18 protein-coding genes are annotated in these 22328 nt (G+C 55.6%); 6 read left to right on the top strand and 12 right to left on the bottom strand.

The features are described 5' to 3' along the window. Positions 1-5: 5 nt before the first annotated feature. The 3 genes from B4B27_RS06355 to B4B27_RS06345 all read right to left on the bottom strand — a co-directional run bounded on the left by B4B27_RS06355 (position 6) and on the right by B4B27_RS06345 (position 3963). Entirely contained in the window at positions 6-1319 is a 1314-nt protein-coding gene (locus B4B27_RS06355; protein ID WP_173380866.1) for a nucleotide sugar dehydrogenase, read from the bottom strand. A gap of 21 nt (positions 1320-1340) precedes the next feature. Next, complete coding sequence (locus B4B27_RS06350; RefSeq protein WP_173380865.1) at positions 1341-2711, bottom strand: nucleotide sugar dehydrogenase; 1371 nt, start codon at positions 2709-2711, stop codon at positions 1341-1343. Positions 2712-2781: 70 nt separating this feature from the next. Beyond that, on the bottom strand, positions 2782-3963 hold the full coding sequence (locus B4B27_RS06345) for a CotH kinase family protein (RefSeq protein ID WP_290724809.1): 1182 nt from the start codon (positions 3961-3963) through the stop codon (positions 2782-2784). A gap of 70 nt (positions 3964-4033) precedes the next feature. On the opposite strand from B4B27_RS06345, the gene B4B27_RS06340 reads away from it, so the two are divergent. Beyond that, complete coding sequence (locus tag B4B27_RS06340) at positions 4034-4918, top strand: hypothetical protein (protein ID WP_290724807.1); 885 nt, start codon at positions 4034-4036, stop codon at positions 4916-4918. Between the two features lie 21 nt (positions 4919-4939). On the opposite strand, the gene B4B27_RS06335 is transcribed toward B4B27_RS06340, so the two are convergent. Both B4B27_RS06335 and B4B27_RS06330 read right to left on the bottom strand, forming a co-directional pair. Continuing rightward, complete coding sequence (locus B4B27_RS06335) at positions 4940-5635, bottom strand: histidine phosphatase family protein (protein WP_290724805.1); 696 nt, start codon at positions 5633-5635, stop codon at positions 4940-4942. Then, on the bottom strand, positions 5635-6183 hold the full coding sequence (locus B4B27_RS06330; RefSeq protein WP_173380863.1) for a phosphatase PAP2 family protein: 549 nt from the start codon (positions 6181-6183) through the stop codon (positions 5635-5637). The genes B4B27_RS06335 and B4B27_RS06330 overlap by 1 nt, the downstream gene beginning before the upstream one ends. Before the next feature lie 62 nt (positions 6184-6245). On the opposite strand from B4B27_RS06330, the gene B4B27_RS06325 reads away from it, so the two are divergent. Next, positions 6246-7418 carry an acetate/propionate family kinase gene (locus tag B4B27_RS06325; protein ID WP_290724803.1) on the top strand — a complete coding sequence of 391 codons (1173 nt, stop codon included), beginning with the start codon at positions 6246-6248 and terminating at the stop codon, positions 7416-7418. Positions 7419-7487: 69 nt separating this feature from the next. Here B4B27_RS06325 and B4B27_RS06320 read toward each other — a convergent pair whose 3' ends face one another. The 5 genes from B4B27_RS06320 to B4B27_RS06300 all read right to left on the bottom strand — a co-directional run bounded on the left by B4B27_RS06320 (position 7488) and on the right by B4B27_RS06300 (position 16178). After that, positions 7488-8456: a hypothetical protein gene (locus tag B4B27_RS06320; RefSeq protein ID WP_290724801.1), complete on the bottom strand. Its 969-nt coding sequence runs from the start codon at positions 8454-8456 to the stop codon at positions 7488-7490. Beyond that, positions 8392-9273, bottom strand: coding sequence for a hypothetical protein (locus tag B4B27_RS06315; protein ID WP_290724799.1), 882 nt, complete (start codon positions 9271-9273; stop codon positions 8392-8394). Before B4B27_RS06315 ends, B4B27_RS06320 begins: the two co-directional genes overlap by 65 nt. Before the next feature lie 1070 nt (positions 9274-10343). Then, on the bottom strand, positions 10344-13016 hold the full coding sequence (locus tag B4B27_RS06310; protein ID WP_290724797.1) for a cadherin-like domain-containing protein: 2673 nt from the start codon (positions 13014-13016) through the stop codon (positions 10344-10346). A gap of 123 nt (positions 13017-13139) precedes the next feature. Beyond that, positions 13140-14969, bottom strand: coding sequence for an ATP-binding cassette domain-containing protein (locus B4B27_RS06305; protein ID WP_290724795.1), 1830 nt, complete (start codon positions 14967-14969; stop codon positions 13140-13142). Between the two features lie 30 nt (positions 14970-14999). Beyond that, entirely contained in the window at positions 15000-16178 is a 1179-nt protein-coding gene (locus tag B4B27_RS06300) for a sialate O-acetylesterase (protein WP_290724791.1), read from the bottom strand. Positions 16179-16367: 189 nt separating this feature from the next. On the opposite strand from B4B27_RS06300, the gene B4B27_RS06295 reads away from it, so the two are divergent. Beyond that, positions 16368-17489 (top strand): hypothetical protein, encoded by a 1122-nt coding sequence (locus B4B27_RS06295; RefSeq protein WP_290724789.1) that lies wholly within the window; start codon positions 16368-16370, stop codon positions 17487-17489. Between the two features lie 115 nt (positions 17490-17604). Here B4B27_RS06295 and B4B27_RS06290 read toward each other — a convergent pair whose 3' ends face one another. Next, complete coding sequence (locus B4B27_RS06290; protein ID WP_173382462.1) at positions 17605-17997, bottom strand: NADH-quinone oxidoreductase subunit A; 393 nt, start codon at positions 17995-17997, stop codon at positions 17605-17607. A gap of 68 nt (positions 17998-18065) precedes the next feature. Here B4B27_RS06290 and B4B27_RS06285 point away from each other — a divergent pair, with 68 nt between their 5' ends. Further along, on the top strand, positions 18066-18950 hold the full coding sequence (locus tag B4B27_RS06285) for an FISUMP domain-containing protein (protein ID WP_290724786.1): 885 nt from the start codon (positions 18066-18068) through the stop codon (positions 18948-18950). Here B4B27_RS06285 and uvrC read toward each other — a convergent pair. Further along, on the bottom strand, positions 18925-20820 hold the full coding sequence (uvrC, locus tag B4B27_RS06280; protein ID WP_290724784.1) for an excinuclease ABC subunit UvrC: 1896 nt from the start codon (positions 20818-20820) through the stop codon (positions 18925-18927). The two genes, B4B27_RS06285 and uvrC, sit on opposite strands and share 26 nt — an antisense overlap. A 141-nt stretch (positions 20821-20961) precedes the next feature. On the opposite strand from uvrC, the gene B4B27_RS06275 reads away from it, so the two are divergent. Continuing rightward, complete coding sequence (locus tag B4B27_RS06275; RefSeq protein WP_173366932.1) at positions 20962-21828, top strand: hypothetical protein; 867 nt, start codon at positions 20962-20964, stop codon at positions 21826-21828. 43 nt (positions 21829-21871) lie between these two features. Then, on the top strand, positions 21872-22198 hold the full coding sequence (locus B4B27_RS06270; RefSeq protein ID WP_173366933.1) for a hypothetical protein: 327 nt from the start codon (positions 21872-21874) through the stop codon (positions 22196-22198). The last annotated feature ends 130 nt before the right edge of the window (positions 22199-22328 follow it).

Raw genomic sequence — 22328 nt, 5'->3', positions numbered from 1 at the left:
CACTATTACCAGCAGAATCCTTCGTAGTTCGGGAGCGTTTCCACGGACGAATCCTTCAAGCGGACCAAATCCAGGAAATGGATTTCCGGATACTTGCGGATCAAATCTGGTATTTCGGGATTCTTGACAGTCACGATTACGAGAGAGACCTTGCTCACCACCGATTCTACGTCCTTGTCCAGAAGCGGAAGCAAATGCGGAATGCGATGGTTCAGTTCCTTCAAATTCGTTTCCTTCTCGCGCGCGATATTCAAGTAGCGGTCATAGATGCGGAGCGCACAGCCCTTGCCGAGCACCGCTTCTGCCAGGCGTATGGCGGCCGAATTGCGGAGGTCATCGGTCCCTGCCTTGAAGGTGAGACCCACGATACCCACGGAGCGCACGCCAATCTGCTGCACGCGTTCCAGCACGCGCTGGATGTGGAGGTTGTTGCTGTTCTCGATAGAACCGAGGATAGGCACTTCCACCTGGTTCGATTCGGCAAGGAAGTTCAGTCCGCGCAAATCCTTCGGAAGGCACGAGCCGCCATAGGCGAAGCCCGGCTTGAAGTAGTACGGAGAGATATTGAGCTGCGTATCCTTGCAGAACAGGTCCATCACCTGGTGGCTGTCGATATCGAGCTTCTTGCAGATAGCGCCAATCTCGTTACCGAAAGCGACCTTGAGCGCATGGTAGGAATTGTTGACAAACTTGATGATCTCGGCGACCTTCGGGTCGACTTCCACGATCTCGCTGCCGAGGCCGGAATAGAGTTCCTTGAGCTTGTTGAGGGCGCGACGGTGAAGACTGCCGATAACCGTGAGGGGCGGGTTCAAGAAGTCCGCGACGGCCATGCCTTCGCGCAGGAACTCCGGGTTGGAGACGACCGTAAAGTTGATGCCGTCACGCTTGCCCGAAACCTTCTCGATAATCTCGCTCACCATGGCGTTCGTTCCGGGAGGGACCGTACTGCGGATAACCACGATATGGAACGTCGACTTGGAGCGGATCGCGTTCGCAATGGAACGAACCGCCGAAACAAGGAACGACGTATCCAGGCGGCCATCCGAAGCATTCGGAGTGCCGACACAAAGGAACGAGATTTCGGACTTGAGCACGGCTTCCTCGGCAGAAGACGTCGCCGAGATGAGTCCGGCCTTGAAGCCTTCCATCATCACTTCGTCGATATCGCGTTCGACAATCGTCGGAAGTCCCATGGCGATTCGCGAGACCTTGTTGAAGTCCACGTCACAGCCAATGACGCGATGGCCGAGCTTGGCCAAACAGGCAATACCTACGCATCCAACGTATCCCAACCCAAAAACACTAATAGAAGCCATACCAGTCGTCCCGGTTAAAAACTATTCCGCCTTGCCCTTGCCGATGCTGGACACTTCAAAGCCGATCTTGCGGAGGGCGTCGGCATCCAGGATATTGCGGCCGTCAAACACGAAAGCGGGCTTCGCCATGCCCTTGTAGATGCGGTTCCAGTCAAGTTCGGCAAAGCACTTCCATTCGGTGCACACAACCACGGCATGGGCGCCCTCGGCAGCCTTGTAGGGGTCTTCTTCGAACTCAACCTGTTCAATCACGTCCTTCAGGTCGCGCTTGGCATCGGGAATAGCCTTCGGGTCGGTCACGACCGGCTGTGCATGTTCGGCGAGCAAATCGCGCACCACGAGGTTCGCGGGGCTTTCGCGGGTATCGCCGGTGTTCGCCTTGAAAGCAAACCCGAACACAGCAATCTTCTTCCCTGCAATCGTGTTGAACATGGTCTCGAGCATGCGGTCCACCACGCGGTGAGTCTGCCACTCGTTGATCTTCACGACGCTTTCCCAGTAGGCGGCGACTTCGGGGAGGCCGTAGTAGCCACACAGGTACACGAGGTTCAAAATATCCTTCTTGAAGCAGGAGCCACCGAAACCGATGGAGGCCTTGAGGAACTTCGGGCCGATACGACGGTCCTTGCCCATCACGTAGGCGACCTCGTCCACGTCGGCGCCGGTCTTTTCGCAGAGGGCGCTGATGGAGTTGATGGAGCTGATGCGCTGCGCCAGGAAGGCGTTCGCGGTGAGCTTCGTGAGCTCGGAACTCCAGAGGTTCGTCGTGAGGATGCGGTCACGCGGCACCCAGTGGGCATACACATCCACCAGCTTCTGGCAGGCGGCGAGGCCCGATTCCGTCTGGTGGGAGCCAATGAGCACCCGATCGGGCTCAAACAGGTCGTTGATGGCGGTGCCTTCAGCGAGGAACTCGGGGTTAGAGAGCACTTCGAAATGCAGGCCCTTGTCGTTAGAATTCAGGATGCGTTCCATCGCGGCGGCGGTACGCACGGGAAGTGTCGACTTTTCCACGATAATCTTGCCTTCGTCGGCAATTTCCAGAATGTTGCGTGCGGTCTTTTCCCAGTACTGCAGGTCGGAAGCCTTGCCGGCGCCATGGCCAAACGTCTTGGTCGGGGTGTTCACGGAAACGAAAATGATGTCCGCTTCCTTAATCGCAGCCGGGATGTCCGTGCTGAAGAAGAGGTTACGGCCGCGGGCACGCTTCACCACGTCGTCGAGGCCGGGTTCAAAAATCGGAAGGTTGTCGCTGTTCCAGGCGTCGATACGGGCCTGGTTGATATCGACTACGGTCACTTTAACATCGGGGCACTTGTCGGCGATAACAGTCATAGTGGGGCCGCCGACATAGCCCGCGCCAATGCAAAGAATCTTGGTATTGTAGTTCATGATGTGTAAAAATAGAAATAAAGCCGCCCCCCGCAAATCCGCATGTTAAATCGCTCACACAAAGCCGACACTAGAGCGCGCAAGAACTGCACAAGAGAGCACTCTTTTGCATTTCATCAATCCAATTTAGCCGAAACCTGATCCACCTTTTCAGGGAAAGAACCGCCTCCCCGTAGTTTTTGAACCTGCCGCTGTGGAACCTGTTTTGCGTATCTTGCAAAATGGGCCAGCGCCTATAATTATTTTCCGCCGCGGGAGCAAGCCTTTCCGCAAATACTCCAACCGAATCCAGCACCGACTCAAATACCGCACGGTACCTTTTCCAGTAATCCCACGCCGCCTCCCGAAAAGCCGGATTCTTGAAAAGGGCGCGGTTCCACCCGTTTCCTCGTGCAAGCCATCCCCTGTAGGTCGTCTCTTTCGGGAAGATCCCGTAGGCAACGTCGAAATCCCAAACGGGTCCCATGTAGAAAGGCTCACCCTCCTTCCAGGTAAAATATGTACTCGTAAGGAATATATCCGGGTTCTTGGAGAACTCATGTATCCAATAATACCGCAAATACCCTTCAAGGTCAATCCACCGGGACAATTTCCCCACGCCATCGGCATCCGGATAGGCCCCGGACAGGAACTTCTCAAATTCATCGACCTGCCGCTGGATCTTTGCGACCTGTTCCGGAGTCGCCGATTTCGGGGACTTGACATTGAAAGGGCGCTTCGCGCGGTCGAAAAAGACGATATCGTCGGGATGGTATTTCGCATCGATTTCCACAAGGTAGTCGGTTTCGTCAAGGCCCGTGCGCCTGGCAACATCCTTGGGCGTTTCCGTCAGGAGATAAACCCCCTCGTAGGATCCGTTGATGAACAGTTCTACATCGAGCGTCATCGGGCTCCCTTTTGCCCCCAGGGCGCTCGCCAGGGCATAGGTCACCTTGTTCCTTACGAGGGAACGGTCCGCATAGTTCGTGACAAGGACCCAATTCTTATGGGCCGGAAGCCCCAGGAGGGAAAAAGCCTTCTTGGAATGAAGCCTGAAACTGTGCTTGGGCATGTCCTTGAAGCTCGAATTTCCACGACAACGGATCGTTATCGCCCGCGCGTCTTTCGGCCCGACAGCAGAATCTTCCTGGATTTCCAGCATCCCTTCGATTTCATTTTCCCGATCCATGACGGGAACGGATTTTTCCGTGCTTATGAAAAGGCGCGGAAGTCCCGCGAAAGGATAATCCTCCGTTCCGAAGCAAAACGCCATTCCCCAAAGGGTGAGTAAAAAAATCAAGCGCACAGATTCCATCTCTATCGAAAATATATATATTCATTGCATGTCAAGGCTTATTTTCCCCGTTTTTCTCCTCTGCTCCACTCTTGCCTTTGCGCAACATACCTTCTATTTCTCTGGCCCCAACCAAGACCAGTTCAGGGCAATCGTCTCTGACGATGCCGACGCATTAAGGCAGGCCCTTAAAAAGGGAGCCAACGTCAACGCGACATGCAAGATACGGACAGACCCGAATTCCCCCGTGAAGACAATGACAAACGAATGCCTCTGGGAAGACTACAAGGACGATTGTACTACAGACCCAAATTACGGAGTACAGGACCCTTTTGAGGAGAGTTTTACGCCACTATATATTGCGACAAGGCTCAAGCGGGACAAAATGGTTCAGATATTGTTCGATGCGGGCGCCGATGCATACGCAAGGTCCACCGTTTGTTCATTCCTATGCGAACCCGAATGCTACCCCTATGTGGGTGAACAGTGGGCACACTACAATCTCCTTACTCGCGATGACACCGACGACGGCTCCCTGCGAATTGCCACCCTCTACGCCCAAAGGAACCTGCTCGACAGCATCTCCCCTTACATAATCTTCGGCCTACTCAACAACAAGAATATCAGCGACAAGGCCTTGGCCGATTTCATCCGTCTGATGTCCCGGCTCAACAAGCTAGAAGCAGACCTTGCCACAGCAGTTGACATCGTTGACGACAAGCCCTACACGACATTGGACTTGGCTTTGCGTCTAGGTCGCCCCGAAACAGGCGATGCACTGAGATCCGCCGGCGTGAAGGTGGTATACTATTTTGAAGAAGTCGAACCCATCGACGAATATGAATGCACGGACAACTGTTACGGAACCGTTCTAAGAATCCACTACAACGACGGATCCGAAAAAATCGCCGATTTCCGCCGATGGGCTACCTAACGGACTCTGCCTCCAACCGCCTTACGTAAATTCCAGCCAGCCGTTTTCAAGCGCCGTCACAGGGACGATGCGGCGGACAGCCTTATGCGAATCCGTCACGACAGCCATCCCGGTGAGGTAGTTCATCCAGCGCTGCGGCGTGAAGCGCATCTTGCAGAAATGCGTGAGACACGGAACCACCCAGGCGTCGTGCGTCGCGAAGATGTTGAAACGGGCATTCCCCTTTTCGAGCATCATCGAAAGCATCTCTTCGGAACGGGCAGACAGCGGCGCGAACGCTTCTTTGTCGCCGCGTGGCCTACCCGCAGTCTCGCTAGCAAGCCACTCGCAGATGCCCTCGTAGAAACCGGCACGCAGCACATTCAGGTACTCGTCGTAATTTTGGACAAAGTATTCCGCCAGGCAGTCGAGCGGTTCTACAACCGGTTCTTTCGGGACCTGTATGCCGAGTGCAGCCGTCCGGCCCCTTTCTATAAATCCGGCAGTTTCCATGCAACGTCCGACCGGACTCGAGAAAAGCGACATCCCGCCTTCCGCAGGGATGCATCTGCCAAGTGTCAAAGCCTGTTCGCGGCCCCTTTCCGTGAGCCCCACGTGCGCCCCGAAATCCGGGTCGTCAGGCGTAATATGCCGACGCTCCCCGTGGCGAATCAAAAGGAAAACGCGTTCATCGGATGCAATGGCAGAAAAGAATTCCGGAGCCAGAACAAAATCCATCAGCCGATTCCGAAAGTCGCAGTCACCAGGATCCATATCGCGTGTCCGATGACATAGCTCAAAATGCCGAGCAGGAATCCACCCACCACATCCGAAAGCCAGTGGACGCCAAAATACACGCGCAAGAGTCCCCACGTGAGGGGCAAGAGGACCATCACCCAGCCATATTGCGGGACGCTATAGAACACCGCCGATGCGACCGCGAGGTTGTTCATCGTGTGCCCCGACGGGAAGCTGTACTTGTCGAGCGGCGGGACCTCCGCCTTGATTGCCGGATTGGCGTCAAACGGGCGCGGACGCTTTATCCAAAGCTTTATCACCCAGTAGCCAAGCAGGCTTATCGCAAGAGCCGTCAGCGCATGCCAAAGAATCGGCAGAAAATTGTCGAGCCCGACCCTCCAGAAAAGGAACGCAATGAACAGGGCCCAGATATAGCCGTCCCCCAGGCGCACGTAGAACCTGAGGATTCTGTTCGCACGTCCGGAAAAATGGTGGTTCGTCCAGTACTCCGACACGCGATTGTCAAATTCTGCTATTCTCTTGAACATCGCCACAAATGTAGTTAATAAAATTCCTATTTTTTTGCGAGTTAAATTATAAAGGAAGCATTATGCGCGTACTCGTTCTTAATTGCGGCAGCTCCTCGGTCAAGTTCGCCGTTATCGACACCCAGACCAAACAGTCCATCGCCAGCGGCCTCGTCGAAAATATCGGCGTGAACGGCCACGTCAAGGCCAAGGGCCCCGAAGGCAACATCGACTTCAATTTCGACTGCCCGACCCACGCCGAAGCCGTCGCCGAGGTACAGAAGTTCCTCGCCGAACAGAAGCTCACCGACACGATTGAAGCCATCGGCCACCGCGTGGTGCACGGCGGCAAGTACGTCAAGAGCGAGCGCGTCACGCAGGAAGTCATTGACTACATCCGCAGCATCACGCTGTTCGCCCCGCTGCACGAACCCGCGCACGCCACCGGCATGGAATGCGCCACCAAGTTCTTCCCGGGCCTCCCGCAGGTCGCCGTGTTCGACACCGCCTTCCACCAGACCATGCCGCGCAAGGCCTACCTCTACGGCATCCCCTACAAGTTCTACGAAGAAGACAAGATCCGCCGTTACGGCGCACACGGTACGAGCCACCGCTTCGTGACCGGCGAGGCCGCCAAGATTTTGGGCAAGAAGCCCGAAGAAGTCTGCCTCATCACGGCCCACCTCGGTAACGGTTCCAGCTGCTCTGCCATCCTGAACGGCCAGTGCGTTGATACCACCATGGGCTTCACTCCGCTCGAGGGCCTCATCATGGGCACCCGCTCCGGCTCCCTTGACCCGGCCATCCTCTTCTTCATCAGCAAGAAGTACGGCTACGACATCGACCGCCTCGACAAGCTCGTGAACAAGGAATCGGGCCTGCTCGGCCTCTCCGGACTTTCTAACGACATGCGCACCCTGACGCAGGCCGCAAGCGAAGGCCATGTGGGCGCACAGATTGCCCTCGAAACGTTCGCCTACAGGCTCACCCGCGAAATCGGTGGCATCGCCATGGCACTCCCGCGCATCGACGCGCTCGTGTTCACCGGCGGCATCGGCGAGAACAGCAAGCTTGTCCGCAAGATGGCGATGGACAACCTCAAAATTCTCGGCTACCAGATCGACGAAGCCCGCAACGAGAAGAACGGCAAGGAATCCGGCCACATCATTAGCAAGGACGGCACCCCGACCGCGATGGTCGTCGCCACCAACGAAGAACTGCTGATTGCCCTCGACACCGAAGCACTGGTGAAGTGACGCAAAGCCCCATCCAGTCCAAATTACAGCAAAGGCCCCGCAATCCGCGGGGCCTCTTTTCGCTTCTATTTACTCATCCCGATTGGTGCCAATGGCAATGAATTCAATATTTTCATATCCATCAAATTCTTCATTCGGCTGTTCTTGAAAATGGAATACGATTCTGACGACTTTCTTTGCAGCTTCTTCCCCCGAAATAGCCTCGTATCCTTCTTCAAGATTGGGTTGTTTAAATTGGCTCCATTCGTAGCATTGGGATTCCTGTTGCGAAGTCATCTTCACGGACGGTAAAGAATAACCGATTATCTGATTGAGAGAATCGCCTAAATCCAACTGTATGGTCGGGCTGATAGACCCATGATAAAGAGCGCATATCCCATTCCAGTTAGAAATATCAGCTGACATCACATGCCCGCTAGAATCGAAGCCCGCCACATTGAAGCCTATATTACAGAAAGGATTGTACGGAAGGGTTCCTGTAACCAGATGAATGTTGGCTTCAAGAAGTCCTTTAAATTCAGGTACAACGTAAATCCAATCTCCCCAAATTATTTCTGAACCGCCGCCTTCTGCGGAATCCGTCTCGAAAAAAAACTCTCCAGCCTTTTCTCCTAAAGAGATAGGATTGTCCATATAAATACTCGTGTTTACCTTAAGATTTCCCCTTGACCACAAGTCTCCATCGCCATGCGGATCACGTCGAACGCAACCTTGTCCACGATTTCCCCAATCACCGCTCACCTTGCACAGGGCATGGAAAGCACTTGACGATGATTCCTGCATAGATGAGGATGACGCCTCAAGCGAGGAACTTGATTCTTCAACAAGAAGGCTTGACGACGATTCGTTTTCTGCTGCCGAAGATTCCGGGTTGTCGGATGTCCCGGAAACATCGTCACCCGAGCAGGCGAGCAGGGCGAGCGACAACGCTCCCGTCAAGAACATGAATCCTTTCATTTCAAGCCTTTTTTCTTTATTCATCCCGATTGGTGCCGATGGCAATAAACTCGATATCCTCATGACCATAAAATTCTTCATTCGGCTGTTCTTGAAAATGGAATACGATTCTGACGACTTTCTTTGCAGCTTCTTCCCCCGAAATAGCCTCGTATCCTTCTTCAAGATCGGGTTGTTTAAATTGGCTCCATTCGTAGCATTGGGGTTCCTTTTGCGAGACCATTTTTACAGACGGCAAGGAGTGGCCCATCTTTTGGTTGAGGGAATCGCCTAAATCTAACTGTATGGTCGGACTGATAGAACCTTCGTAAAGGACGCATATTCCGTTCCAGTCAGAAACATCTGCGGAAATCGCATTGCCGCTGGAATCGAAGCCCGCCACATTGAAGCCTATATTGCAGAAAGGATTGTACGGAAGGGTTCCTGTAACCAGATGAATATTGGCTTCAAGAAGTCCTTTAAATTCAGGTATAACGAAAATCCGTTCCGTCCAAATTATTTCCGAACCGCCGCCTTCTGCAGAATCCGTTTCAAAAAAGAACTCTCCTGCCCTATCACCCAAAGAGGCAGGGTCAATAAGAGAAGCTGTTTTTACCTTAAGATTGCCTGTAGACCATAGGTCTCCGTGACCACTAGGCGGAGTTTCTGCACATCCGCCACGCGATCCCCAATCACCCCTAACTTTGCAGAGTGCGAAATCGGTGCTTGACGACGATTCCTGCATAGATGAGGATGATGCCTCAAGCGAGGAACTTGATTCTTCAACAAGAAGGCTTGACGACGATTCGTTTTCTGCAGCCGAAGATTCCAGGCTGTCGGATGTCCCGGAAACATCGTCTCCCGAGCAGGCGAGCAGGGCGAGCGACAACGCTCCCGTCAAGAACATGTATCTTTTCATTCTAACCCTCCTTTTCTAAAGTCCCCGCATATTCGCACGGCCTCTTTTCGTATTTGTTTACTCTTCCCGGTTGGTTCCGATGGCGATAAACTCGATTATTTCGTACCCATCAAATTCTTCATCCGGTTGGTCTTGGAAATGAAATATGATTCTAACAACTTTTTTTGCCGCTTCTTCTCCCGAGATAGCCTCGTATTCCTCGTCAAGGTCGATTTGCTTAAATTGGCTCCATTCGTAGCATTGAGGTTCCTTTTGAGAGACCGTTTTTACAGACGGCAATGAGTGACCTATCTTTTGATTGAGAGAATCACCTAGGTCCAGCTGTATGGTCGGACTGATAGAACCTTCGTAAAGGATGCATATTCCGTTCCAGTCAGAAACATCTGCGGATATCGCATTGCCGCTAGAATCAAATCCCGCCACATTGAAACCTATATTGCAGAAAGGATTGTATGGAAGGTTCTGTTTCACTAACTGGAGATTGGCAAAAAGTAATCCTCTGAATTCTGGCCAAATAATATGGTTGTCGCCCCAAATAATTCGAGATGCTCCTCCTTCTGCGGAATCTGTTTCGAAAAAGAACTGGCCCGCCCCGTCACCCAAAGAGGCAGGGTCAATAAGAGAAGCTGTTTTTACCTTAAGATTGCCTGTAGACCATAGGTCTCCGTGACCACTAGGCGGAGTTTCNNGCACATCCGCCACGCGATCCCCAATCACCCCTAACTTTGCAAAGTGCAAAATTGGCACTCGACGATGATTCCTGCAAAGATGAGGATGATGTCTCAAGCGAAGAACTTGATTCTTCAACAAGAAGGCTTGACGACGATTCGTCCTCTGCAGCCGAAGATTCCAGGCTGTCGGATGTCCCGGAAACATCGTCTCCCGAGCAGGCGAGCAGGGCGAGCGACAACGCCCCCGTCAAGAACATGAGTCTTTTCATTCTGAACCTCCTTTCTTTCCCTAATTATAATCTAAATAAATTAATCTATTTGTGCAATAGGCCCCGCAATCTGCGGGGCCTTCAATTTTATAAGAAATTCCCGCCTTCGCGGGAATGACACGGGAGCGTATTACTTAATCGTCCAGGTCTGCCTGTTCACTTGCAGGATCTTGCGGCCCTGCACCTGAGCGGCGGCGTTACGCACGGCGTCTTCGCTTACCGGGAGCCTGTGCTGCCACATCACGCGGCCCTGCATGTCGAAGATGACCGCATTGCCATGGTCGGCAGCGACGGCACCTTGCCAACCGGCCTTGGGCGCATTCGCGACAACAGGTATCGGAGTCGGATTGGAGACGAACACCAGCTCCTTCGCAGGGGAAGTTTCGCCCGCTTCATCCGTTGCCGTCACCCTGACTTCGTAAGCAACATTATACTGAAGCGCCAGGCGTTCTTCGATCAGCCTGACATACAGGGAGTCGCCGACAATTTCTGCGAACAGGAACGGATGGACTTTCGTCGTTTTCATGACCAGCACCGAATCGTCCACGTCTTCGAAGAGATCGAACACATAGAACACCTTCTGCCAGCCGGAAATCGGGACATAGACCGTATCCTTCAGGCCGTAGCGCGTCGGCCTGTCGTTGACGCAGGCAACCGGAACCGGAATCTGGAGGGCCGTCGAATTCTTGTTCTTGTCCGTAGCGGTCACGACGAGTGTAGCATCGCCACAGGCGTCCTTCACGGACTTGACGGTCATCTTCGAGGTATTCACCTCCACATGCAGGATGCTGTCGGGATTCGCGACTGTCACATCGAAGGCATCACCGTCGGGATCGGCAAACCAGCCCTTCATTTCCATGAGGGTGTACGAGAACTGGCTAGTAAAATCTTCCTTGAGGTCGGCAAAGCGAGCCTTGAGGGAATCCGCAATTCCAGCGACAACCTGCGGGGCGCGGTTCCTGTAGGCGACATCCAACGTCACCGTAGCCACATCCGACGTATCGCCTTCGGCATTGACGATGAAGTAGGTGAAGGAATCCTCTCCCTCGTAGGCGCCCACTTCATAGCGGAAGGCACCCGTCGTATCGAGAGTGACCTTGCCATGCGAAGCATCCGTCGAAAGGAAGGCCTTCAGCGCGGATGCGGCATCATCGGGGTTCAGGTCGTTCTTGAGCACGCCCTTCGCGGCCGAAACGACAGTCACGGTATCCTGGAGGACGGAGTAGGTATCGTCCACCGCCTTGGGCTTGTCGGCCACGGCTTCAATCATGAGCGGGATGGAGAATCCCACGGTATCCTTGTCATCGATGATGAACAGCTGGATGGCGTCCTCGCCGTACGCATCGGCAACCGGGGATACGGAGACGATGTAGTAGCCGCCGCGCTTCTTCAGGAGGGTCTCGACGCTGCCCTTCGTGCTTCTCGCGAGGACGTTGAATTCAGCGCCAACCACGTCAGGGTCGGTGAACACGATGTCGGCGGTGGGGATGAACAGGTCGAATTCGGCAAAGTCTTCCTTTAGGGCGATGCCGTCGGAAAACTTGTTCGCGTCGCCAGTGTAATCGTCTATGTAGAACAGCGAATCGGTGATGGAGAGGGTCGCCGGGTCGTTCACGTTCTTGACAGTGATGGTGACGGTCGCCGGTTCGCTTTCCAGGCCGCCATCGTCGGTAATCGTGTAGGTGAAGGAGTCCGTTCCGTAGAAGTCGGCGTTGGGGGTATAGGAGAACTTGCCCGTCAGACCGTTGAACGATCCGAGCGTTCCATGGGACGGTTCGTCCTTGACAGTCGCCGTGAAGCCGTTGTCATCGGCATCGTAGTCGTTGGCCATGACATCCCTGTCCTTGACCGTGAGAGTCTCGTCCTCGTTCATTTCGTAGTTGTCGTCTACGGCCACCGGCGCGTTCTTGCGGTCGATGAGGTTAAGCTTGACGGTGTAGGTGACGGATTTGCCTGCCGGATCCTTGGCGGTGAAGGTCGCCGTGGCTTCCGTGCTGTCGATCGGGTTCGCCTTGCTCTTGATCTTTGCGATATCGCTCATGGAGTAGCTCTTCGAGCCCACGAGATCTTGCGCATAGCCGGAGAGGGCCATCGTGATGTTCAGGTCGTCGCCGTCGGCATCCTCGAAGATTTCCTTGAAAGCGACCTGGAGCGTATCACCTTCGTAGAGGTCCTTGGTAACGGCAGCGGAAACGCCGTCGACTAGGTTCGGGGCGTGGTTCACGCACTCGTCGGCCAGGATAAAGCTCACTATTTCGACCGTGTTGGTGCTGACGGTCGTAGTCGCGTGGGTGTTCTTGTAGGCAAACTGGACACCCGTCTGCGAGTTCGCGTTCCAGGCGACAGTCGTCTTGGAAGTCCACCCCTGCTTCAGGCTGCTGAACGCGACGAAGGTCCTCTTGGCACCCGCGGCGAGTTCCGCACCATAATAGTTGTAGTCCGCGATGGTGGACTGTTTGAAGTCCATACGGAAGGGAGCGGTCGCCCTATAGGTGAAGCAGACGCCCTTGTAGTTCGCAAGCGAAACGGGAACATCCTTGTAGCCATTGTCGGGATCCTGTTTCCAGGTGAGGCCAAGGCCAGCGCTGTTCTCTGTCTTGCCCGGAGTCACACTGAATGTAGCCACCTTGACATTGTCCGCCGTTGTCGTCGTATCGACCGAGGCACCCGTCCCGCTCGTATAGGTATACCAGGAGGCCGGGGCCATTGTACCCGGGCCATCTTCCGTCCAGACTGTCGCCGTTGCGGCCATGGCGGCGCTACCCAAAAGCGCCAGAGCCAATGCAGAATTCTTCACGTTCATAAAGCCTCCTACCAAAAGGTTATGAAGAGTAATGTAATAATAAAATAAACAATCCGCTTGTTTTTTGCAACAGCGAAACCCCGGTTTTTTGCCGGATTCCATAGACATTTCGTCCAAAATAGGCTAGCCGCCGAGCAAATCCAGTTCTTCGTAGCGTTCGTAGGCCTTTTCGAGTTCCGACTCTCGGGTCGCAATCTCTTTTTGCAGTTCTACGATACGTTTTGCATCGGTATAGACTTCCGGTTTCGAAAGTTCCGTCTGGAAACCGGCAATTTCGGATTCCAGCTTCTCAATTTTGTCCGGAAGTGACGCATATTCACGTTCCTCGTTATAGGAACGTTTCTTCTTTTTCGTCTGAATCGACGAAACCTGCACACTTTGACCTTTATTTGCACCCATTTGCATTCCGGATTTCTGCAAATTTGCCTTTTCTTCGGCTATTCTCGCCGCATTTGCCGCTTCTTTTTCACGAATCTTGCGATTATTTTCATAATCCGTATAGCCGCCGACTGCTTCAAACACGTTTCCGCCGTCTTCTATGGCAAAAATACCCGTAGCGACGGAATCCAGGAAGGCCCTGTCGTGGCTTACGACGATAACCGTGCCGTTGAAATCGGCCAGAAGTTCGGCCAGGAGGTCGAGCGTTTCCATGTCGAGGTCGTTCGTGGGCTCGTCGAGCACGAGCACGTTGCTCGGGTGGCTGAACAGGCAGGCGAGCAGCAGGCGGTTCCTTTCGCCGCCGCTCAAGGCGCTGATGGGCCCGCGGGCGCGTTCCGCCGAAAACAGGAAGTCCTGCAGATAACTTAACACATGGCGCCGGACACCGTTGAGCGTGATATAGGCCTGGCCGTCACCTACATTCTCGACAAGGCTCTTGTCTTCGCGCAGGCGGGTGCGCATCTGGTCGAAGTAGGCAATCTGCAGGTTCGTCCCCAGCCGGACTTCGCCCTCGTCGGGCTGGATCTCGCCGAGGATAAGCTTGAGCAGCGTCGTCTTGCCGGAACCGTTCGGGCCCACGATGCCGATGCGGTCCCCGCGGGAGACCTCGGTACTGAAATGCGATATCAGCGGGGCGCCCTCGTAGGCAAAGCTCACATCGGTGAGGCGGGCCACAAGGCGGCCGGAGCGCTCGGCCTCGGTAATCTGCATGTTCACCGATCCGGTCCGCGTGCGCCTTTCCGCACGTTCCTGCCGCATCTTGATGAGCGCACGCACGCGTCCCTCGTTCCTGGTACGGCGCGCCTGGATTCCCTTGCGGATCCAGACTTCCTCTTCGGCGAGCCGCTTGTCAAAGAGCCTGTTCGCCTTCTCCTCTTCGGCGAGTGCCTGGTCCCTGAACTGCACGAACTTGTCGTACGGATAATTCCACGTGCGGACGCGCCCGCGGTCGAGTTCGAAGATGCGGGTCGCCACACGCCGCACGAAGGCGCGGTCGTGGCTCACGAAAAGCACCGCACATTCCAAACGCGAAACGATACCCTCCAGCCACTGGATGGCAGGGATATCCAGGTGGTTCGTGGGTTCATCGAGCAAAAGCAAGTCCGGATTCTCGGCGACGGCCCGTGCGAACAGCACGCGACGCTTCTGTCCGCCGGAAAGCCCGTCGAACAAAGCGTCGGCCGCGATGCCCGTCTTGCCGAGGATCGCCTCGGCGTGGGCATCGTGGTGGCCGTCCTGCGCAATGCCTGCCATCACCACGTCGCGCACGGTGCCTTCCATGTGGGCGGGGATTTCCTGCACCATGCGGGAAACCTTCAGGCCAGTGCGCTTCACAATCTCGCCGCTGTCCATGCCCATCTCGCCCTGGATTATCTTGAGCAGCGTGCTCTTGCCTTCGCCGTTACGGCCTACAAGGCAAATACGTTCACCCGCTTCGATATCGAACGAGGCGTTGTCCAAGAGCGGCGGGCCGCTAAAACGTAGAGAAATATTCTGTGCAGACAGGATTGGCATCTGCACTATAATTTAGAAAAATGGGGACGCCTACAATCCGGTAATATCGAACATCCTGGTCATAAGGCGCATGCCCGAAGCGCTTTCGACAATGGCAAGGACACGACCCGCACGGATTTGCGGCATGGAGCCACCCTGCGCGCCGAGCACACCGAGCAAGTTGCCCTGTATGTCAAACAACTTAACACGGGCATCCACCGGAGCACCGGAAACCGCAAGGAACCTTCCCGAGACATGCATCGCGATGCCGTAGGGCATTCCCATGCCGCGCACCAAATCCGGTATGGAATCGTTCGTCATCGTATCCTGTGCAGAAGTATCGGCAACCGTGGTGTCGGCAGAATTCGTATCCGGAGGCGGCTCCTGCGACTTGAGGATTTCAAGCATCTTTTCGGCGTAGCGCTTGCCGAACGTCTCGTAGCCTTCGCGAGTGAAGTGCAGCGTGTAGCTCGCCTCCTTCAGTGCGGGGCAGCCCTGCGCCGAAATCAGGTGGCCGTTCGGGATAAGGTCCGCCGCCTGCTTCACGGCGTCGTTACGCCAGCCCAAATCGCCCGTGGGCGCAAGTTCGCCAATGAGTATCGGGGTCTTTTCCGGGTCGAGTTCCAGTTCGGCAATCAGGTCGTCGTACACCTTCTTCACGCGCTTGGGCCAGTCGCTCATCTGGTAGTCCGCCTCTCCCTGGTGGAAAAGGAACCCCTTGATGACGCCCTTCTGCTTGGCAATCTTGCCCATCTCGACGATGCGCTTGTACACGTCGCCACCGTATTCGTCCAGGTACTGGATCCACCAGGTATCGCCCTTGTTCTTCGCGTTCTGCACATAGGCCTTGTTGCGGTCCTTGTCGAACAGGTCTATGCTCTGCCCGCCAATCGCGACGTTCGCCACCGCCACCTTGATGCTGTCCGGGAGGTTAGCGACCATGGTGCGCCCGAATATATCGGCAATGCCCACCTTGGACTGGCTGTGACCCATCGGGGGTGCCGCCGGGTAGAACTCGCCCACCTTCTGGTTCGAATGGTTCGCCGCGCGCAACACGAGGAAGCGGGGGTCCTGCACGCGGTCCTTGTCGGTGACAGTCGCCTGCCCCGACATGTTGGACTGCCCGTAGGCCAGGTAGATGTGGAGGTTTGGGTCCTGCGCAAAACCGGCCGCGGCCAGGATGCACAAAACAAGCGCCATCAAGGGCACCGAAGAAATTACTTTGTTCATTATCACTCCTTTAACCAAACAGCAAAACCGCCCATTCCCCCAAAATACGGGTTTCACCCGACATGCCTTAATCTAATCTTTTTTCCCGCAAAAAGCGCATGCAGTGCGAACAAAATATGTTGACATTTTGTAAAAACAGGAACGGACCCCTTTCCCGGGCAGGGTTCTTTTTTTTCTAAATTGCCTAGCGTGATTGTCCCCGTCAAAAAAATATCCGCCGCAGTCGGCCTCGCACTCGCAATATCCTCCGCGTACGCACAGGCCGATTCTGCGAACGTAGCCACCGACTCCGCCGCTGCCGACACATCGCATTTCCAGTGGTGGAGCGCCGTGCCCGTACTCGGCTATACCGAGGAGACGGAACTGCAGTACGGCGCGATGGTGAACTTCTTCATTCCCTCCTCGTTCAAGGGCGGCAACTCGCAGGAGATAGACATCGCCGCCTACGGTTCCACGCGCAAGCAGTTCCAGTTCGCGGCAACTCCCTACTTCTACCTCGCGCACGACCGCATCTCGGGCTGGCTCGACTTCCGCTACCAGAACTGGGTGGGGCACTTTTTCGGCATCGGGAACGACGTCGACATGGACGACTACATCAGCTTCGACCGCGAGACGTTCTTCTTCATGGCGCTCGTGGAATCGAACCTCGGGCTTCCGCCTTCACTCCAGTTTTTCCGCTACGGCATGGTGCTCGACATCAACCACAGCACGATGGAGTTCAAGGAATACGACGGCGAAATCGCGCTCCCCGCAAACGCGGACGGCTGGCGCACCGCCCTCGGCTACCACCTCACGGTAGACACGCGCGACAACCCCAACTGGGCGCGCCACGGCATGTACCTGCAGTGGGAACACCGGTTCTACACCGACGCCATCGGCGACTTCGGGTTCACGTACCAGGAACTTGACCTGCGCACCTACGGCGAGACCATCTGGAACACCTCGATGGCGGTAGGCCTCGTGTGGCAACGCTCCGACGGCGACGTCCCCTTCGAGTACATGGCGGGCCCCGACGGCATCAAGCGATTCCGTGGCGTGGAGATGAAGTACTTCCGCGACAACCAGGCACTCATCATGCAGGTGGAACTCCGCAAGGAACTCTTCTGGAGGCTTGCGGGCGACATCTTCTTCGAAGGCGGCAAGGTCGGGCCGTATTTCAGCCAGCTGTTGCGCAACGAGTGGCACCGTTCCGTCGGATTCGGCGGCAAGTTCGCGCTCAACAAGAGCGAGCGCCTTTACGCCCGCGCCGAATTCTCGTGGGTCGACTTCAAGAGCCTCGGCATGACGTTCTACTTCCGCGAAGCGTTTTAAGGTGATTTAAATCACGGGGCGAAGCGCGCACCTGAAGACACCTGTATACAGAAAAACGCGGACTCCGGGGTGGAATCCGCGCTTTTTATTTTGAGATAGAATAGCTTGAAAGACCCTAGTCCTTGATGCTCGTCCAGTCGAGCACGCCCTTCTTGTAGAGGTAGATGTAGCCCGCTTCGAGGATGAACAGGAACCCGAGGAGCACGATCAAAAGCTCCCAGCCGCCGGCGAGGAACTGGACCGTCCAGGGGTAGAGGAACGCCACTTCCAGGTCAAAAACGAGGAAAAGCATGGCCACCATGTAGTATTTCACGGGATAGCGCTCGTTCGCGGTACCCGAGACATGGGCAAGGCCGCACTCGTAGGCAGACCCCTTGATAAGCACGTTCTTGATCTTGCCCGGGTGCAAAAACCAGTTGGCAAGCAGGAGGATTGCGGGAATGCAGAGGGCCATGATGACCAGGATGGTCATGGCGAACGTCGTGTCGAAAACTTCAACATTACTCATAGTGATAAAAAATATAGTAAAAAACTTTTTTCTGTTAACCTCCCCTTATGTAAAGTATATTTGGGGATATGAAAAGACTATTTGCATGTGTGGTTATAGGCGCAGTGGCGCTTTTCTGGGGTTGCTCCGATACCGCGAGCGGCCCGGTCACCCCCCCGATCGATGACGGCACCTCCGAAATCGAATCCTCCGATTCCAGTTCCCCCAAGAGTTCCGCCGGCAGCACGTCCAGCGACAGTTCCAAGCCAGCTTCGTCCACCTCGAAGGACACCGTCACCATCGTACAGCACGTGAAGGACACCTCGGGGAAAAGCGAAGAACTCAGCTACTACAGCAGCGGCATCTTCTGCTGGACCGAAGGTTGCGAGAAGGACTTCATCTCCTCCTCTTCGGCCGAATCCAGTTCTAGCGACGAGATTATCATCGCGGCTTCGTCCGCATCCGTCGAACCGCCGACCGTGAACGGCAACACCATGGTCGACAACCGCGACGGCAAGAGCTACCAGCTCAAGAACGTGGGCGGCAAGCTGTGGATGGCCCAGGACCTCGCCTTCAAGAGCGGAAACAGCATGTGCTTCGACGACAACGATGCGATGTGCGAAAAGTACGGAAGACTCTACGCTTATGTCGCCGCCACGAAGGCCTGCCCTCCGGGCTGGAGACTCCCGAACCGAAACGAAGTGACGACACTCTTTGCCGATGACACCTACCCGTGGAGCTACAGCGGTCGCTGCAAGGACGGCAACTGCGACTTTACGGAAAAGATGGGCTTCCACTGGACCAGCGCCACCCCGCAGGACGGCGACAAGAACTTCGACTCGAACAAGGGTGACAGCTACGCGGTCATCATCGTGGAGAAGGAGCCTGAGTACGCCGGAGAAGGAGCCGATCAGAAGTTCTTCCAGGTCGACTCCAAGACCAAGTTCTTCAGCGTGCGCTGCGTGCAGGAATAATAAAGTCGGCGCAGTATTTCGCGACCTGTTCGCGGACGCTGTTGCCACGGACTTTTCCGAGCAAATCGACGATATCTTCAAGCGGAGCAGCCATAAAGGCCTCCGCGCTTTTGTATCTGGAGAGAATCTTCACGCGGGTCTCGTGCCCCACGCCTGGCATCTTGAGCCATTCCACTTCCAAATCCTTCTTGCGCTTGCTCCGCTGGTACGTGATGGCGAAGCGGTGCGCCTCGTCGCGGGCGTTCTGCAATAGTTTCAAAGCGGGGCTCGTGCGGTGCAGCACGATGCTCTTGCGGTCGTCGGGAAACACGATTTCTTCGAGGCGCTTCGCAAGCCCGATGAGCGGCAGGTCCTTGTCGTGCCCGAGTTCCTTCAGAATCTGCATGGTGGCATCCACCTGGCCCTTACCGCCGTCGCATACCCACAGGTCGGGCATGGGCGTACCTTCGTCTTCGAGCCTGCGGATGCGTCGCGTCATCACCTCGCGCATGCTCGCGAAGTCGTCCACACCCGTTACCGTCTTGATGATAAACTTGCGGTAGTTGCTCTTGTCAGGCTTGCCGTTCTTGAAGGCGACGAGACTTGCCACCGTGTTCGTGCCCGAGAGGTGCGAAATGTCCACGCACTCGATACGGAAGGGGGTCTTCTTGAGGCCCAGCACCTTCTGCAGTTCAAAGACACTCTGGTCGATTTCGCTGTATTTTTGCACCTCGGCGCGCATCTCCACCAGAATCATGTCGGCGTTCGCGCCCGCAAGCTTCAGGAACCCGAGTTTCTCGCCACGTTGCGGGTTCGTGATTGCCACCTTGTGGCCCGCCTTCTCGGTCAGGGCCTGCGCGAGCGGTTCCGTATCCGGCGAGTCTCCGGCAATGCCGCCCTCGTCGCCAAGCCCGAGGGGAACGTCAGTCGCGATTTCGCCCGGGATAAACTCCAAGTCCATGTACCACTGCAAAAGCATCTGCCGGAAAATCTCGGTCTCGTCCTCTTCCAGCTTGCATTCCAGTCGGTAGTGGCGGCGCCCGCAGAGCACGCCGTTCCTGTACTCGAAAATCACTGCGGCCGCCATCGTGCCGTTCCGGCGCAGGCTCAGCACGTCCATGCACAGGCGCGCATCCGTCACGTCGGTCTTCTGGTGCACGCCCGTCGCCTTCAGGGCCTGGATGGCGTCGCGCTTCTTCATCGCGGCCTCGAAATCCAGCCTCTCGCTCGCCTCCTGCATTTCCCGTTCCCACTGGGCAATCAGGTCGTCGCGTTTCCCGTTCAAGAGCATCTGCGTCTGGAGTACCGCCTGGTGGTATTCCTCCTGCGTAACGAGCCCCGCGCACGGGGCGCCACACCGCCCTATGTGGTAGTTGAGGCAGGGCCTCGCGGGTTTTGCCAGCGGGAGCTTCAGCTTGCACTCGCGTATCTTGAACAGGCGGGCGGCAATGTCCTGCAGCTGGCCTATCATGCGGGAATTCATGTAGGGCCCGTAGTACTGGCAGCCGTCCTTACGCACCGCGCGGGAAAGGAACAGCCTCGGGAACGGCTCGTTCACCGAGAACGCGAGGTAGGGGAAATGCTTGTCGTCCTTCAGCAGCACGTTGTACTTGGGCGTGTGCTTGCGGATGAGGTTCGCCTCCAGGATTAGCGCCTCGGACTCGCTCTCGGTAATAATCCACTCGATATCGCGTATATAGGGCAGCATGAGCGTCGCCGCGCGGTGACCTGCGTGGTCGCTCCCGTCGAAGTAGCTCCGCACGCGGTTCTTGAGCACCTTCGCCTTGCCGATGTAGATAATCTTCCCCTGGGCGTTACGCATGATGTAGACGCCCGGCAACGCGGGGAGTTCGGCAAGCCTGCGCTCGATATGTTCGCTAACGGGAATCACTGACCTACAAGGTAAAATTTATTTCCCGGACCCGCACTAGCCGCAACGATATTTTTTCTCTTTTTTTTGTTACATTTGCGCAATTTTTTTATATATCTTTTTTTATGGAAACTGTTCCATCGATTTTTTCACGGAGTCAAAATGAACCTAGAAAACATCAATCTCCTCTCGCAAAAGGTTGACGGGGTCCTCGCGACCGTCCGCAACCTCCGCCAAGAGGTCGCCTCCCTGAAAGGGGCCCTGGACGGGGCACGAGCCGAACTCCAGGACAAGAACATCCTGCTGGAAAACGCGAACGCCGAACTGGCGGACTGCAAGGCTGCCCTTGAAGCCCGAGCCAACCAGGCCGCCGCACAGGACGACGCCATCAACCAGAAACAGGGCGCCATCGACGACCTCAACCGCAGCCTCGAGGACATGAACGCGAAAGTCCTCGAACTGCAGAACCTGGTGAACCAGGGCAACGAGAACCTGGAAAACGCGAAGAACGAGATTTCGAGGCTCAACGGAGAAATCGCTTCGCGCGACGAGCAGGCGGGACAGTTACAGGAACAGGAAAACCAGTTGCGGATAGACCTTGCCGCGTCGAAAGCGAACGAGTCCATCCTGAACGGGAAAATCGAGGAACTGAACAAGGCCATCGCCGATAAGGACGCCGCCATCGAAGCGCTCAATGCCGAAAAGGCGGGGCTCAACGAGACCATCCAGGCCCAGGGTGACGAAATCCTGCAGGCACAGGAACGCTTCAAGCAGATGGTTTCGACCATCGAGACCGAACTCGGCACCGAGATTCCGGTGCGGGTAGCCTTCTCCGAAGACGCCGAAGCAGCCGCCGAGGAAGGCGCCGGGGCGGAAAGCGCAGAGAGCCCGGCCGAAGCCGTCACAGAACAGCCCGCCGACAATGCGGCCGCTGAAGAAGAGGAACCCATCGAAATCCACCCCGCCAATGAGAAGGAACCGGACCTTTTCGCGAGCAATGGAGGCTCGCAATCCGGTTTTTTCGGCTAAGGTGGCTGATGGATGACGATCCATTCGGCGTAGGAATGAAATAATGGCAGAATTGAATCTACACAGGCCCGTCAGCGTGACTGTCGCCAAGGAACGGCTGCAGATCAAGACTGACCTTCCCGACGGGGACATCAAGGAAATCGTCGACTTCATCGACGAGCGCTATGCCAGCTACGATCGGTTCAAGCTAGAAGCGGGCAAGAAGATGGCGCTGCTCGCCCTGGAACTCGGACAGCAACTTTTCGAGATGCGGAAACTGCTGCACCAGGTCAAGGTGGAACGCGACGAGCTCAACAACAGCATCAAGGAAATGGCGGCCCTACTCGACGAAGGGCTCGACCGCCCCGAGAAAGCTGACGACTGGATGTAGGCGGCCATTTGCCTATTTTTACAATACTCTGACAGACAAAATACAAATTAAGCGCTTTTTTCGCTTGATTTTATGCCCCCATAAAGGTATATTTGGGATATAAGGCATCGCACGGATTAACGCCCGATCT

The organism is Fibrobacter sp. UBA2449 (genome assembly GCF_002342555.1).
Classification (GTDB): Bacteria; Fibrobacterota; Fibrobacteria; order Fibrobacterales; family Fibrobacteraceae; genus Fibrobacter.
Note: the sequence above shows the minus strand (reverse complement) of the source record. Positions and strands in the feature narration are given on the sequence as shown.